The 13,657-nt window shown below is 48.2% G+C and carries 13 protein-coding genes; 7 read left to right on the forward strand and 6 right to left on the reverse strand.

From position 1 onward, the window contains the following. Positions 1–33: 33 nt before the first annotated feature. The gene (locus BLV22_RS13975) at positions 34–933 is read right to left on the reverse strand and encodes a helix-turn-helix domain-containing protein (RefSeq protein ID WP_091616603.1); all 900 of its coding nucleotides are present in this window, start codon (positions 931–933) and stop codon (positions 34–36) included. Positions 934–1,107: 174 nt separating this feature from the next. Here BLV22_RS13975 and BLV22_RS15255 point away from each other — a divergent pair, with 174 nt between their 5' ends. Then, positions 1,108–1,233, forward strand: coding sequence for a hypothetical protein (locus BLV22_RS15255; protein ID WP_281241116.1), 126 nt, complete (start codon positions 1,108–1,110; stop codon positions 1,231–1,233). A gap of 17 nt (positions 1,234–1,250) precedes the next feature. Here BLV22_RS15255 and BLV22_RS13980 read toward each other — a convergent pair whose 3' ends face one another. Then, complete coding sequence (locus BLV22_RS13980; RefSeq protein ID WP_091616605.1) at positions 1,251–1,772, reverse strand: gamma carbonic anhydrase; 522 nt, start codon at positions 1,770–1,772, stop codon at positions 1,251–1,253. 122 nt (positions 1,773–1,894) lie between these two features. Between BLV22_RS13980 and BLV22_RS13985 the strand changes: the two genes are divergently transcribed. Together BLV22_RS13985 and BLV22_RS13990 are read left to right on the forward strand one after the other, a co-directional pair. After that, positions 1,895–2,671 (forward strand): alpha/beta hydrolase, encoded by a 777-nt coding sequence (locus tag BLV22_RS13985; RefSeq protein ID WP_245724110.1) that lies wholly within the window; start codon positions 1,895–1,897, stop codon positions 2,669–2,671. A gap of 32 nt (positions 2,672–2,703) precedes the next feature. Further along, on the forward strand, positions 2,704–3,762 hold the full coding sequence (locus tag BLV22_RS13990; RefSeq protein WP_091616609.1) for a tetraprenyl-beta-curcumene synthase family protein: 1,059 nt from the start codon (positions 2,704–2,706) through the stop codon (positions 3,760–3,762). 42 nt (positions 3,763–3,804) lie between these two features. On the opposite strand, the gene BLV22_RS13995 is transcribed toward BLV22_RS13990, so the two are convergent. From BLV22_RS13995 to mnmL, 3 genes are read right to left on the reverse strand one after another with little or no spacing between them, the layout of a single operon-like run. After that, on the reverse strand, positions 3,805–4,368 hold the full coding sequence (locus tag BLV22_RS13995) for a beta-class carbonic anhydrase (protein ID WP_091616611.1): 564 nt from the start codon (positions 4,366–4,368) through the stop codon (positions 3,805–3,807). 6 nt (positions 4,369–4,374) lie between these two features. Further along, a complete protein-coding gene (gene mnmM, locus BLV22_RS14000) occupies positions 4,375–5,010 on the reverse strand; it encodes a tRNA 5-(aminomethyl)-2-thiouridylate-methyltransferase MnmM (RefSeq protein ID WP_091616613.1) in 636 nt (211 codons plus the stop codon). Beyond that, complete coding sequence (mnmL, locus tag BLV22_RS14005) at positions 5,007–5,975, reverse strand: tRNA modification radical SAM protein MnmL/YtqA (protein WP_022795021.1); 969 nt, start codon at positions 5,973–5,975, stop codon at positions 5,007–5,009. Before mnmL ends, mnmM begins: the two co-directional genes overlap by 4 nt. A gap of 366 nt (positions 5,976–6,341) precedes the next feature. On the opposite strand from mnmL, the gene leuS reads away from it, so the two are divergent. Further along, positions 6,342–8,762: a leucine--tRNA ligase gene (gene leuS / locus BLV22_RS14010; protein ID WP_091616615.1), complete on the forward strand. Its 2,421-nt coding sequence runs from the start codon at positions 6,342–6,344 to the stop codon at positions 8,760–8,762. A gap of 22 nt (positions 8,763–8,784) precedes the next feature. Here the strand turns inward: leuS and BLV22_RS14015 are convergent, their stop codons facing one another. Continuing rightward, complete coding sequence (locus tag BLV22_RS14015) at positions 8,785–10,080, reverse strand: BaiN/RdsA family NAD(P)/FAD-dependent oxidoreductase (protein ID WP_091616618.1); 1,296 nt, start codon at positions 10,078–10,080, stop codon at positions 8,785–8,787. 132 nt (positions 10,081–10,212) lie between these two features. On the opposite strand from BLV22_RS14015, the gene BLV22_RS14020 reads away from it, so the two are divergent. The 3 genes from BLV22_RS14020 to ftsW all read left to right on the forward strand — a co-directional run bounded on the left by BLV22_RS14020 (position 10,213) and on the right by ftsW (position 13,642). Then, complete coding sequence (locus BLV22_RS14020) at positions 10,213–10,617, forward strand: secondary thiamine-phosphate synthase enzyme YjbQ (RefSeq protein ID WP_091616620.1); 405 nt, start codon at positions 10,213–10,215, stop codon at positions 10,615–10,617. A 147-nt stretch (positions 10,618–10,764) separates the two neighbouring features. Further along, complete coding sequence (locus tag BLV22_RS14025) at positions 10,765–12,369, forward strand: putative polysaccharide biosynthesis protein (RefSeq protein WP_091616677.1); 1,605 nt, start codon at positions 10,765–10,767, stop codon at positions 12,367–12,369. A 121-nt stretch (positions 12,370–12,490) separates the two neighbouring features. Further along, the gene (gene ftsW, locus BLV22_RS14030; protein ID WP_091616622.1) at positions 12,491–13,642 is read left to right on the forward strand and encodes a putative lipid II flippase FtsW; all 1,152 of its coding nucleotides are present in this window, start codon (positions 12,491–12,493) and stop codon (positions 13,640–13,642) included. Positions 13,643–13,657 lie beyond the last annotated feature (15 nt).

The following is a 13,657-nucleotide window of genomic DNA, read 5'->3' on the forward strand; positions in this document are numbered from 1 at the left end:
CGGGGAAAGAAGCGTTTCCCCGGCTTTTATGTATTATTGCAGTGTATGCAGATGGATGGTCCCGTCTTTTTTATAATCGTCGATTTCCTGGCGGATGTGGTCTGCGAGACCGATTTGTTTCATCGTATCAAACATGGAACACGCCTGATTCCAATCCTGAAGAGCAGGTTCATCAAATCCTAGCACCAGAAGGTTTTGTCCTCTTTGATAAAGCAGTTCCCCTAAAACGTAGCTGTTCTGCAGATCAATGCAGCGGTCGATTCCCTTTGAACACCAGTCGATGGATTGCTGGTAAGCACCCTGATAGGTCAGCGCTTTGGTTAAAGTATATGTCAGCTTTAATTCAATGTATTTATTCTCGGGGTGCAACAGGCTCTGATGGTCCTGCAGAGCTTTTCGGCATATGTCCGCGGCTTTCCTGTATTCATGTTCAAGGTTGTAAATAATCGCCATGGCGTTTATGATTTCACCTTTACGTTCCGTATAAATCCCTTTGTGGTAAGCATCGAGGGCAGAAGAAGCCAGTTCCAGAGCCCGCTCCGGTTCGTTGTCCAGTTCATAAGCGCAAATAGCTTCATGCCAGAGCATATACTGCTCGTAATAGCCTATTTTGAAAATGGGATTGTCTTCCTCTCTGGACAGCAGCTCCCGCATCGAAACGTAATCATGCTCGAACCGGCACGTTTCAAGCATACTGAATACAGAGCGGACGTAATCACTCCGGTCTGTTAACGCTTCTTCAAAAAAGTAATACATACTGGCTCCGAGCCGTTCAGCAATATAAAACATTGTGCTTGAATACGGAACGATGGTCCCCTTTTCAATCTTACTGATCTGCGCCTGGGTACAAATGTCTTTAGCGAGCTCTTTTTGTGTGTAGCCCCGGTATTTTCGCAGTTCCTGTATTTTATTTCCAACCCGTGAAAAGTCCATCAATATAGTTCTCTCCCTGTCTCTCAAATATTCCTATAATTATTTTACGGGAAGAAATCCAGAGAAAAAAGAGGAAAGTCTTAGGAAAATGATCGATTTTGGAGCCAGAAGCGGAAAACACTCTTTTTATAGTTCGAATATACTAAAACGAACATATAGTAAAGAGGTGAAGAAATGAAAAAGGCGGGTTTATGGTATGCTGCTTTTATTGTAATAATGATGGCAACAGCTGCACCGGTTCAGCAGACAGCACCGGTGGCAGGTGAAATTATAACGAGGGACATCCCACACCAGTATTAAAAAACAAGCCGCGGACATCACTGATGCCTGCGGCTTGTTTCTTTATACTGCCTGGCTTTTTCAACGTATTCGAGACGGATACGCTCCATGTCTTCCTTGTCCTCTTCGGTGAGGTCACGAACAACTTTGGCCGGACGTCCAAAGGCAAGCACGCCGGCAGGAATCGTTTTGCCGGGCGGGACCAGGCTGCCGGCACCGATGAACGCCCCTTCTCCGATCTCTGCGCCGTCAAGCACTGTAGATCCCATACCGATGAGCGCCTTTTTTCTTACAATGGCGGAATGAAGCATCACCTGATGACCGACAGTAACATCGTCTTCAATAATCAGAGGATGTTTCGGGCTTTGATGCAGCAGGCATTGGTCCTGCACGTTAACTCTGCTGCCAATTAGCGTCGGTGCGACGTCCCCGCGGATAACGGTGTGAAACCAGATGCTCGATTCTTCGCCGATGGTAACGTCGCCAGTGATGATCGTGAAATCCGCTAAAAAAACGGTGGAAGCAATGGAAGGGTACTGATTATTGTACGGATAGATCATAAAAAACCACACTTTCCGAAATTTATTCTGCATTTCTAATGCAAGTGTAGCAAAAATAATAGTAAAATAAAGAAAGATATATTTCCTAGTGTGCTGGACCAAGGGAAAAGGGGGCGATGATATTGGAAAAAAGATTAGTAGACCGCCCGCGTGGAGTTGTTGTGCTGGTTCATGGATCAGGAGAACACTACCGGAGATATGAATGGCTGATCCATGTATTGAAGCGCCAGCATCTGCATGTGATAACCGGAGATTTGCCGGGACACGGGGAGACTGACGGGCGAAGAGGACATATAGACAGCTTCCGTGAATACACAGACACCGTATATGAATGGTACAGAGAAGCAGCTTCCTTTAAGCTGCCTATTTTTATGCTTGGGCACAGCATGGGAGGATTAATTGTCATCCGGGCGGTGTCCGAGCGGTACATGCCGGTGAAAGGTATTATTTTATCCTCTCCGGCACTCGGATTATACGAATATCCAAACAGGATCCGGGAGCTCTCCGGCAGGCTGGCGCACCGTCTTGTGCCTGGCAAGTCACTCCGGACCGGAATCCAGGCCCAGTATCTAACAAGAAATCCGGAAATAAGAGCAGATTACCAAAAGGATGAACTGGTGAATGATACGGTAACAGTCCGCTGGTACCAGGAAATGATCCGGGCGATGCGGATCAGTCTGGCGCAGCCGGAAAGCTTTCCAGACACACCGCTTCTGGTTATGCAGGCCGGAGAGGATTATATTGTTGATAAAGAAGCGACTGTTCGTTGGTTCAACCGGCTGCATACATCTGAAAGAACAATTAAAATTTGGAATAACCTTTACCATGAAATATTAAACGAGCCGGAGCAGGAACGAGTAGTAAGATATATCATTCACTTTATGAACCAGCATTCCTAATATGAATCAGCCAATCAAGGAGGCCTTTTGAAATGTCAGCACCAACGTCTATACCAGCTATTATGTATTACGGGGTAAAGCAGACCCTGCCGGCTGCCCGCCAGTACTTAAGTGAATGGAAGCAGAAGGCAGAACAGATTCCGGATGATCTTTACCGCCAGGCAGCACTCGAAGCAATTGATGAAAAAACCTTTCATTACGAAGGGGGATCGCTATATGCATTGATTGCTCCTGAACATATCCGGAGCGAGTTACTGCGTTTTATTGTAGCCTATCAAAATATCAGCGATTATTTGGATAGTATCTGTGACATGAGCCAGGAGGAGGGCGTAACTTTTTATCGTGATATTCATGAAGCCTTAAAGCACGCCCTGGACCCTGCGGCCAGTCAGCAGGATTACCTTAAAAAGAAAAAAGGGGACGGGGACGGCGGCTTCTTAGCAGATTTGGTTGAAACCTGCCAGTCCGCTCTGCAGAGCTTTCCGGGCTTTTCTGGTGCCCAGCCGTTTATGGAACAGCTGTCCATGTATTACAGGGAGATGCAGATATACAAGCACATTGATGTCAATGAGCGTGAAGCAAAGCTGATTGAGCTTTATGAGCACTTTAAAGACCGGATTCCGCCGATGACCTGGTATGAATTTTGTGCTGCTTCCGGGTCGACACTCGGTATTTATGCCCTGGCCGGCTACGCTGCCCGTTCGCCGCTTGCAGAGCTTCAGGCGCAGTCGATTAAAGAAGCCCATTTTCCTTATGTACAGGGAATGCATATTCTGCTTGATTACTTTATTGATCAGGAAGAGGATGTGGAGCAGGGTTCTCTGAATTTCACCGAAAAATATGCGTCTGCCGGCCATATGATGTCGCGGCTGGAATTTTTCAAGTCCGAGGCAGACAAAAAGGTGGCTAAGCTGCCAGAAGCCGGTTTTCATAAACAATTAAACAAAGGTCTTCTCTCTATCTATTTGTCCGACGAAAAAGTACAGGCAAATGAAAAAATGAAGCAGCAGGCAAAGCATCTGCTCCGCTTTGGCGGTATTACCTCGCTTATTTACTATTGGAATTCGTGGATGTACCGGAAAAAAATATAAAAAAAGAACCGCCTCTTCCGAAAAAGAAAAGGCGGTTCTTTTTTACATATCAGCCGTATCAAGCGACGTCAGTTCTCCGGTCTCCGGGGAAATAACAAGGCCGTGCACTGGAGTACCGGGCGGAAGAAGCGGGTGGTTTCTCATAACCTGGACCGATTGATGCACATTGTCTTCCACATCCGAAAACCCGCGCAGCCATTCGTGTACTGAGACTCCTTCAGCATGCATCACTGCTTCTGCATCGGATGAAACTCCGCGGTCATACGCTTTTTCAAGCACCTGGCCGGCCTGAAGACCGGTCATGCCGCATCCGTAATGACCGACAATCAGTACTTCTTCTGCTTTTAATTCATACAAAGCAACCAGAATACTGCGGGTAATACTATCATACGGATCCGTAATCATGGCCCCGGCGTTACGGATCAGCTTTGCATCTCCATTCTGGATGCCCATGGCTTTAGGGAGCAGTTCAATGAGCCGGGTATCCATGCACGTTAAAACGACGATACGCTTATTTGGAAATTTATCCGTTTGAAAAGCTTCATATTCTTTGTTTTGAACAAACTGCTGATTGTGCTCCAAAATAGATTTCACCACTTCTGACATGATTTATCATCCCTTCGTAGATATATGTGAATAAGCTTGAACTAAATTGGATAAGTGAGGAGATTCTTCTCCTGTTTTTTCAAAGGTTAACACATAAGGGGGCGCTTTTTCCTGAAACTCCAGGCTGTACCGCAGCACCCGCACTTCCTGTTCCGAAAGTTCAGCAGCAAGGTTCTCAACGGCTGTACGTTCTGCATTTCCTCCCGGGTGGCCGTGGTAAATGACAACGATGACCGGAACGCCCGGCGGGAACGTATGAAGATATGAAAGAACCGCTGCAGTTGTAGAAGAAGCAGACGTCACAATCTGTTTGTCGCTCCCCGGCAGATAGCCGAGGTTAAAAACGGCTGCCCGGACGCTGGTTCTTTCCGCTTCAGTGAGCACAGACACTGCATAGTCATGACTGCAGTGGTGCAGCGTGACGTGTGGCTCCAGGCTTTCCTTTTTTAATCGTGCATATGTAGCCTGGATGGCTTCGCTTTGAATGTCAAAGGCATGCACATGCCCGGCAGGAGAGACTGCCTCTGCCAGAAAGACGGTATCCCCGCCATTTCCGCAAGTGGCATCAATCACGGTGTCGCCGGGACGAATATTCTGTGCAATCATCCAATGGGCGAAAGCCACGGCTTTCGGCAGAGTCATAAAGCTGCCGGGGCAGGCTGATAATATTTTCCCTGCCAGCTGTGTCTGCGAACCTGTTCTTTATGAATTTCATTTAGTACTTCGAACTTGTTCACGCTCCACATCGGACCGATAAGAAGCTCGGTCGGCCCGTCCCCGGTAATGCGGTGAATGAGCATGTCGGGCGGCAGAATTTCGAGCTGATCCACTACAAGACTGACGTACTCATCGCGGCCGAGAAACTCCACCATTCCTTTTTCATACTGCTTTACCATCGGTGTCTTTTTCAACAGGTGAAGCAGGTGGATTTTAATACCCTGGACGTCAAGATCAGCTACAGCCTGGGCAGTTTCCATCATCATTTGATGGTCCTCCTGTGGAAGGCCGTTAATGATATGGGAACACACGCGGATGTTATGCTTTCTGAGCTTGTCCACGCCTTCTTTATAGCATTCAAAGTCGTGCGCCCGGTTGATCGTTTCAGCAGTCGTTTCATGCACCGTCTGCAGCCCGAGCTCGACCCACAGGTAGGTGCGTTCATTCAGCTCGGCAAGGTATTCGACTACGTCGTCCGGGAGGCAGTCCGGACGCGTCGCAATGGAAAGGCCGACGACGTTATCCTGGGCGAGTACTGCTTCGTACATTTCCCGCAGTTCTTCCACGGGGGCGTAAGTATTGCTGAATGCCTGAAAATAACCAATGTACTTTCCGTTTTTCCATTTCTTGTGCATGCGGTCTTTAATTTCATGGAACTGGGTAACCACATCGTCGGCCCGGTTGCCGGCAAAATCTCCGGAGCCTGCTGCAGAGCAGAACGTGCAGCCGCCGTGGGCGACGTTCCCGTCACGGTTCGGACAGTCAAATCCACCATCCAACGGAACTTTAAAGATTTTATGACCGAATGATTCCTTTAAATGATGATTCCATGTATGATACCGCTTCTCTCCCCAGACAAGCGGCTGTTCGTTAGATAATTCCGAGCTCATGAAGAGCCTCTCCTTCCATCGTGCATAAAATATTCTTTCTCATTTTAGCATGTTTTGTCTGTATTCCCAAAGCGCAAAGGAAAAGAACCACGGAGAAAGGCTTGACAGCAGGGGGATAAATTCATAAAATATCAAGTATTGAATATCGGCGTACTTTGTTTATCGTTATGCACCCAGCAGACGCTTGACGAAAACGGGTGAGCGAAGCGTCAGAGTCGGAAACGCACTTGAGTGGCGTGTGCGCGTCCCGCCGTTTGTTTCGTGGAATTTAAGCCTCTCGTCCCTGCTTTCCAGCTGGGAGAGAGGCTTTTTTTACAGATAAAATCAGCAAAGATGCTCCAACTATTTAAAGGAGGAACGACAATCATGGCATATCCCCACCAACAGATAGAACCCAAATGGCAGTCATACTGGGAGGAAAATGAAATCTTTGCCGTATCCAACGCAGATACCGGCACCCCGAAATACTATGCACTGGATATGTTTCCCTACCCTTCCGGAGCCGGCCTGCACGTCGGCCATCCCGAGGGCTACACAGCAACTGACATCACATCAAGGATGAAACGCATGCAGGGCTACGATGTGCTGCATCCGATGGGATGGGATGCTTTTGGCCTTCCAGCGGAGCAGTTCGCGCTCGATACCGGAAAAAATCCCCGGGAGTTCACTCAGGCAAACATTGCCAATTTCAAACGCCAAATTAAGGAACTGGGCTTCTCCTATGACTGGGCCAGGGAAATTAACACGACAGATCCTCATTACTATAAATGGACCCAGTGGATTTTCACAAAGCTGTATGAACACGGTCTCGCTTATATTGACGAAGTACCGGTCAACTGGTGCCCGGCGCTTGGAACAGTTCTCGCCAATGAAGAAGTGATCGATGGAAAAAGCGAGCGCGGCGGTCATCCGGTGGAACGCCGGCCGATGAAGCAGTGGATGCTCAAGATTACAGCCTATGCCGATCGTCTGCTTGAAGACCTGGACGGGCTGGACTGGCCGGACAGCATTAAAGAAATGCAGCGCAACTGGATCGGCCGTTCGGAAGGAGCAGAGTTGACCTTTCACGTTGAAGGAAAGGATCTTTCGTTTGACGTATTTACGACCCGTCCGGATACTTTGTTCGGAGCGACCTACTGCGTGTTTGCCCCGGAGCATGACTATATTGGAGAAATTACTACGCCGGAGCAGAAGGAAGCTGTAGAGAAGTACCAGCACGATGCAGCAATGAAAAGTGATCTTGAACGCACAGAGCTGCAGAAGGAAAAATCCGGCGTATTTACAGGCTCCTACGCTATTAATCCAGTAAACGGGGAAAAAATGCCGATCTGGATAGCTGATTACGTTCTCGCTACATACGGCAGCGGAGCGATTATGGCCGTGCCGGCGCATGATGAGCGGGACTACGAATTTGCGAAAACATTTGACCTTCCAATTGTGGAAGTAGTTGAAGGCGGAGATACGTCCAAAGAAGCCTATACGGAGGACGGTCCGCATGTAAGGTCAGAGTTTTTGAATGGTTTATATAAAGACGAGGCCATAGGGAAAATGCTTGAATGGCTTGAAGAAAAAGATATTGGCCGAAAAAAAACAACCTACCGTCTGCGCGACTGGCTCTTTAGCCGCCAGCGGTACTGGGGGGAGCCGATTCCGGTTATTCACTGGGAAGACGGTTCGATGACCACGCTTCCTAAAGAAGAGCTGCCGCTTGAGCTCCCGGAAATGGATGAGTTCCGTCCTTCAGGTACAGGCGAATCGCCTCTTGCCACCAATACCGAATGGCTTGAGGTCACTGATCCGGAAACGGGCATGAAAGGACGCCGGGAAACAAATACAATGCCGCAATGGGCCGGCAGCTGCTGGTACTTCCTGCGTTTTGCTGATCCGGATAACGAAGAAGAGCTTGCTTCCAAAGAAGCGCTCGAGAAATGGCTGCCGGTTGATTTGTATATCGGCGGCGCAGAGCACGCAGTGCTCCACCTGCTGTACGCACGGTTTTGGCACAAGTTTTTATATGATATCGGAGTGGTACCTACAAAAGAACCATTCCAGCGGCTGTATAACCAGGGAATGATTCTCGGGGAAAACAATGAAAAAATGAGTAAATCAAAAGGGAACGTCGTGAACCCGGATGAAATTATTCGTACCCACGGTGCAGATACGCTGCGGTTGTATGAAATGTTCATGGGTCCGCTTGATGCTTCGATTGCCTGGTCCAACAGCGGCCTGGACGGAGCGAGACGTTTCCTGGACCGGGTCTGGCGCTTATTTGTAACCGATGAAGGCTCTATCCGTCCGGAGATCCGGGAGGAAGAAGCATCGGAATCGTTTGCAAGAACGTATCATCAGACGGTGAAAAAGGTAACGGAAGAATTCACTGAGCTGCGGTTTAACACCGGTATCAGTCAGCTGATGGTCTTCGTGAACGAAGCGAACAAGCAGGAGACGCTCCCGAAACAGGAATTAAAAGGGTTTCTTCAGCTGTTGAGCGCTATCGCTCCTCACCTGTCCGAAGAGCTGTGGAGCCGTCTCGGGGAAGAGCGTTCTATATCAAGAAGCAGCTGGCCGGTGCACGACGAACAGATGCTTATTGAAGAGGAAGTTGAAGTCATCATCCAGGTCAACGGCAAGCTTCGGGCAAAAGCAGTTGTTCCAAGAGATGCCGATGAGAAGGACCTTGAATCGGCGGCAATGGAACAGGAAAAAATTGTGCAGGAGCTTGAAGGGAAGACAGTGCGAAAAGTCATTGCCATTCCGGGCAAGCTTGTAAATATTGTAGCTAATTAAAAAAAGCTGGCCGCATTAGCGGTCAGCTTTTTGAATAGGACGGTTGTTTTTCGGATTCCGCAGTTGGCTGCCCGGAAGCCGCTTTTCCTGCGGTATAGCCGGTGGAAAAGGCACAGGTGATATTAAAGCCACCGGTGTATCCGTGAATGTCTAAAATTTCCCCGCAGAAAAATAATCCGCTTTTCAGTCTGGATTCAAGCCGTTTTGGAAACACTTCTTTGATGGACACCCCGCCGCCTGTCACAAATGCTTCTTCAATGGAAAGCGTTCCGTCTGCCGGGAAACGGAAATCGGTAAATAGGAGAGCAAGGGCACGCAGTTTTTTATTCGTTGCCTCACCGATGGTCATCGTGCTGGAAATGCCTGCTTCCTGCAGAAAAAACAGCAGCAGCCGTTCCATGGTAAGACCCTTGAGGGCATTTTTAACCGTTTTTGCTTCATGTGTTTTTTTCAGCGAAACGAGCCGCTGAAACATGGATTCATGGTTTTCCTCGGGATAGAGGGAAAGGCCGAGCTCTATTTGTTCGGCTTTGTATTTTTTTAAAGCTTTCACCACATACTGGCTGCATCTAAGGCCAATCGGTCCGGAAACACCAAAATGGGTGAAGATCATGTCCCCGGTATGGGTTTTAATGGCTTTGCCGCCCGGCCGGTAAACAGTCAGGGAGACGCCGGAGAGCGAAATGCCCTGAAGCGTTCGGTCCTGGATATAGGTTGCCGGAGAAGTGATGGGCACCTCCGTCGGATACAGCTCCGTAATTGTATGTCCGGCCGCCTCCGCCCAGGGATAGCCGTCCCCGGTGGAACCGGTTTTTGGTACGGATTTGCCTCCGGCTGCAATAATAACGCGGTCAGCTTGAAGGTAGGTGCTGTCTTCTAAATAAAGCCCCTGGACCTGGGTGTCGCCGTAATCGATGGAAGCGACTTTGGTGTTGGTGCGTGTCTGGACCCCGAGCCGTTCCATTTCGTTGAGCAGTGTATTCACGACAGTTATGGCTTTATCGTTAATAGGGAACATTCGGCCCATGTCTTCTTCCTTCAGGTCGATGCCAAGATTTTCGAAAAAGCGGATAATATTTTCATTATCAAAAATGGAAAATGGACTGTGCATAAATTTGCCGTTGCCGGGAATGTGTTCGATCAGCTCTTTGCGTTCCATGCGGTTAGTGACGTTGCAGCGGCCGCCGCCGGAAATGGCAAGCTTCCTTCCAAGCTTGGATCCCTTATCTATTAATGTGACATTGGCGCCGTGCTCTGCAGCAGCAACCGAGGCCATCAAACCTGCAGGACCGCCGCCGATAACAATGACGTTCGTCATTTATTTATTCTCTCCTTACGACTGCGAAGCATATACTCATGAAGATTAAAATGCTTCGTAATCGGTTATAATAGCTGTATTGTATCATAAGAGAAAATTTATATTTACACAAGCATAAAGGAGGCGGATGCAATGCTGCGAAAGCTTGACTTATCTACAAATGAACATGCAGAAATGATAGATGTTACCGAGAAGATCCGTACGTATGTAAAAGAGGAGGGCCTTGACCACGGAGCGGTGATCGTCTACTCCCCGCATACGACGGCTGGAATTACTGTAAATGAGAACGCTGATCCAAATGTCCAGCATGATATGCTCATGCGTCTCGATGAAGTGTATCCCTGGGAGCATGAAAAATACCGGCACGCCGAAGGAAACTCTGCCTCGCACTTAAAAGCAAGTACAATGGGGACGCAGCAGACAATCATTGTAGAGCAGGGAGAACTTGTGCTCGGTACATGGCAGGGCATCTATTTTTGTGAATTTGACGGCCCGAGAAAGCGTACATTTTACATTAAAGGATTAAGTGACGTATAAGAAAAAGTACGCCCGTTTATGGTGAACGGGCGCTTTCTTTTGCCTTCGGTATTAATTTTCAGGCAAAGGGACGCCAGAATGGAAAATAGTGTGGTAAAATTCGCATAGAGAGCACAAGACGATTACACGATGGAGCTGAACATAAGAATGTCTGATTCAAAATTTTTGCGGGGAACGCTTCTTTTAAGCATAGCGACGTTTATTTCAAAATTTTTAGGAATGATTTACATATTTCCTTTCGCAGCCATGGTTGGCCAGCAGGGGATCGCACTTTATCAATACGGCTACCAGCCGTACACATTAATGCTTAGCGTGGCCACGCTTGGGATACCAATGGCTATGTCAAAGTTTGTATCCAAATATAACGCGATGGGAGATTTTGAAACAGGCCGAAGGTTGTTTAAGTCGGGTCTTTTTTTTATGACTCTTACCGGGATTGCAGCGTTCCTTATTTTATTTTTGGGCGCTCCCCTTATCGTAAATTTAATCTCATTTGATTCGAGTGAAGCTTTTACGTCAGATGATATTGTATTTACGATCCGCATGGTCAGCTTTGCTTTAATGATAATTCCAACGATGGCAATCATGAGAGGTTTTTTTCAGGGGCATCAGTCGATGGGACCGACAGCGGTCTCCCAGGTTATTGAGCAGATTGTACGGATTGTATTCATTTTGGCAATGGCTTTGTTTATTCTGTATGCCGTCGATGGAAATCTTGGAACAGCTATTGGCTTTGCCACCTTCGGAGCGTTTGTAGGTGGGCTGGCAAGCATGGCCGTTCTGGTTTTTTACTGGAAAAAAAGGCAGCGCTTTTTGCAGCAGGAGCAGGCAGAAAGCAAGGTATCGAGTGACCTTCCGCTAACAAGCATGTACAGTGAGCTCATCCGGTACGCGCTGCCGCTGTCCTTTGTCGGCCTGGCAATTCCACTGTTTCAGATGGTGGACATGTTCACCTTCACCCGGGCGCTGGAGCAGACCGGGGAGTGGACGTCCGGACAGATTCAGACCGCATACGGCGCGTTTGCGGGATCCTCCCATAAGCTGATTCTCATCCCAGTAGCAATAGCTACGGCAATGTCAATTACCCTTATTCCGACCATCACCAAATCCTTCACAGGCAATGATCAGGATCTGCTGCAGCGCCAGATTACGCAGACGTACCAGGTGATTTTGTTTTTATCGGTGCCTGCCGCGGTCGGACTGTCGCTGCTTGCGAGGCCAACATTTGGCGTGTTGTTTGGGACAGAGTCACTGGAAATAGGCAGCTACGTGCTGCAGCATTACGCGTACGCGGCGATCGTTTTTTCCCTTTTCTCAGTGAGTGCAGCGGTGCTGCAGGGGATTAACCGCCAGAAATATGCCATTGCCTCCCTGCTGCTCGGTTTACTGGTGAAAATTATCAGTGCTTACGTCCTTCTTTTGCTTCTCGGACCGGTCGGCGGAATTTACAGCACGATTATTGGATTTGCTTGTGGAGTAATATTTAACGCCTGGGCGATTGCGAAGTTTACCGGTTTTCATTTCGGAGGGGTCTCGCGCCGGGCGGGCACAGTAGTTCTTTTATCTGCAGTAATGGGCATTGGGGTCTTAATTACAAGAAACGGTATGGAAGTCTTATTTAGCGGAAACGGCTGGATGGATTTATTTATGGTAGAAATTATCAGTGTCGGTGTCGGCGGAGTGCTGTTTATGGCCCTTGCCATGAAGAGCGGTCTGGCGGAAAAAGTGCTTGGAAAACGCTTTTCGGCGTAGAGAAAACTCCTGCTTTCTAATCTTTTGTTCAGGCAGGGATGGTGATATAATTAATACACTTTATGGAAATGAGACAAACGCATCAAGCCGCCCAAAAACAGCGCGGCATTAGAGGTGAAACATGAAAACGTGGAGATATAAAGATTATGACTGGCTCTTGATCGGTGCGGTCGCGCTCTTAACATTATTTGGCATCGTTATGGTGTACAGCGCAAGTTTTCCGCTCGGAATGAGGGCTTATGATGATGCGGCCTTTTTTCTTAAGCGGCAGATAATGTTTTTTATTATTGGAATAGGCGTGTTTGCTTTCATGATGCATGTGCCTTATGAAAAATGGAAAAAAACAACGCCGTTATTGATAGGATTATCTATCTTTTTACTTATGCTCGTGCTTGTAGTAGGCAATGAAGTGAACGGGGCGAAAAGCTGGATCGGTTTTGGTCCGGTAAACATTCAGCCCGCAGAATTTGTGAAATTGAGTTTGATTATTTATCTGGCTCAGGTCTACTCCCAGAAACAAAAGTATATTGACTCGTTTACGAAGGGGGTCATGCCTCCGCTGGTCGTTGTTGCCGTGCTGCTTGGGTTTATCGTGATGCAGCCTGACGTCGGGACAGCTGCGGCTCTGATGATGACAACAATTGTAATTGTCTTTTTATCAGGAGCAAAGTTCCGGCATATGTTTATGCTCGGGGGAGTGGCTGCAGCGCTGTTTGCTTATATTGCGCTGACAGAGCCCTATCGTCTGGCCCGGCTTGTATCCTTTATGGATCCGTTTGCGAATGAAGAAGCGGTTGGAGGAGGGAGTTTTCAGCTGATTCAGGGCTACATTGCGATTGCCCACGGTGGGCTGTTCGGTGTGGGCTTGGGGGAGAGCGTACAGAAAATGAATTACCTTCCTGAGGCGCACACGGACTTTATTATCCCGATTATCGCTGAAGAGCTTGGAATTTTTGGGGTTCTGCTTGTCGTAGGTCTGCTGGGCGTTATCGCCTGGCGGGGCATAAAAATCGGGCTTAGTGCTAAAGGACAATTTGGCACCCTTCTCGCTTTTGGTATTGTTTTTCAGCTCCTCAGTCAGGCTGTCATTAATGCTGGAGCTGTAGCGGGCATGATGCCGATTACCGGCCTGCCATTTCCGCTTCTGAGCTACGGGGGCTCCTCCTTATTAATAACTCTGGCGATGCTTGGACTGCTGGCAAACATCTCCAGAAATAACAACCGCCTTGCCCGGGTCCAGGATCAGGGGATCAATAAACCAACTTCCGCATAGTGTGAAGAGACGTTG

Source organism: Marinococcus luteus (assembly GCF_900106595.1).
Classification (GTDB): domain Bacteria; phylum Bacillota; class Bacilli; order Bacillales; family Marinococcaceae; genus Marinococcus; species Marinococcus luteus.

Coding starts and splice junctions, on each gene's coding strand:
- BLV22_RS13990 (WP_091616609.1), top strand. CDS start 2,704: ATGTCAGCACCAACGTCTATACCAGCTATTATGTATTACGGGGTAAAG.
- leuS (WP_091616615.1), top strand. CDS start 6,342: ATGGCATATCCCCACCAACAGATAGAACCCAAATGGCAGTCATACTGG.
- mnmM (WP_091616613.1), bottom strand. CDS start 5,010: ATGACTCTGCCGAAAGCCGTGGCTTTCGCCCATTGGATGATTGCACAG.
- BLV22_RS13975 (WP_091616603.1), bottom strand. CDS start 933: ATGGACTTTTCACGGGTTGGAAATAAAATACAGGAACTGCGAAAATAC.
- ftsW (WP_091616622.1), top strand. CDS start 12,491: ATGAAAACGTGGAGATATAAAGATTATGACTGGCTCTTGATCGGTGCG.
- BLV22_RS14025 (WP_091616677.1), top strand. CDS start 10,765: ATGTCTGATTCAAAATTTTTGCGGGGAACGCTTCTTTTAAGCATAGCG.
- mnmL (WP_022795021.1), bottom strand. CDS start 5,975: ATGAGCTCGGAATTATCTAACGAACAGCCGCTTGTCTGGGGAGAGAAG.
- BLV22_RS14020 (WP_091616620.1), top strand. CDS start 10,213: ATGCTGCGAAAGCTTGACTTATCTACAAATGAACATGCAGAAATGATA.
- BLV22_RS14015 (WP_091616618.1), bottom strand. CDS start 10,080: ATGACGAACGTCATTGTTATCGGCGGCGGTCCTGCAGGTTTGATGGCC.
- BLV22_RS13995 (WP_091616611.1), bottom strand. CDS start 4,368: ATGTCAGAAGTGGTGAAATCTATTTTGGAGCACAATCAGCAGTTTGTT.
- BLV22_RS13980 (WP_091616605.1), bottom strand. CDS start 1,772: ATGATCTATCCGTACAATAATCAGTACCCTTCCATTGCTTCCACCGTT.
- BLV22_RS15255 (WP_281241116.1), top strand. CDS start 1,108: ATGAAAAAGGCGGGTTTATGGTATGCTGCTTTTATTGTAATAATGATG.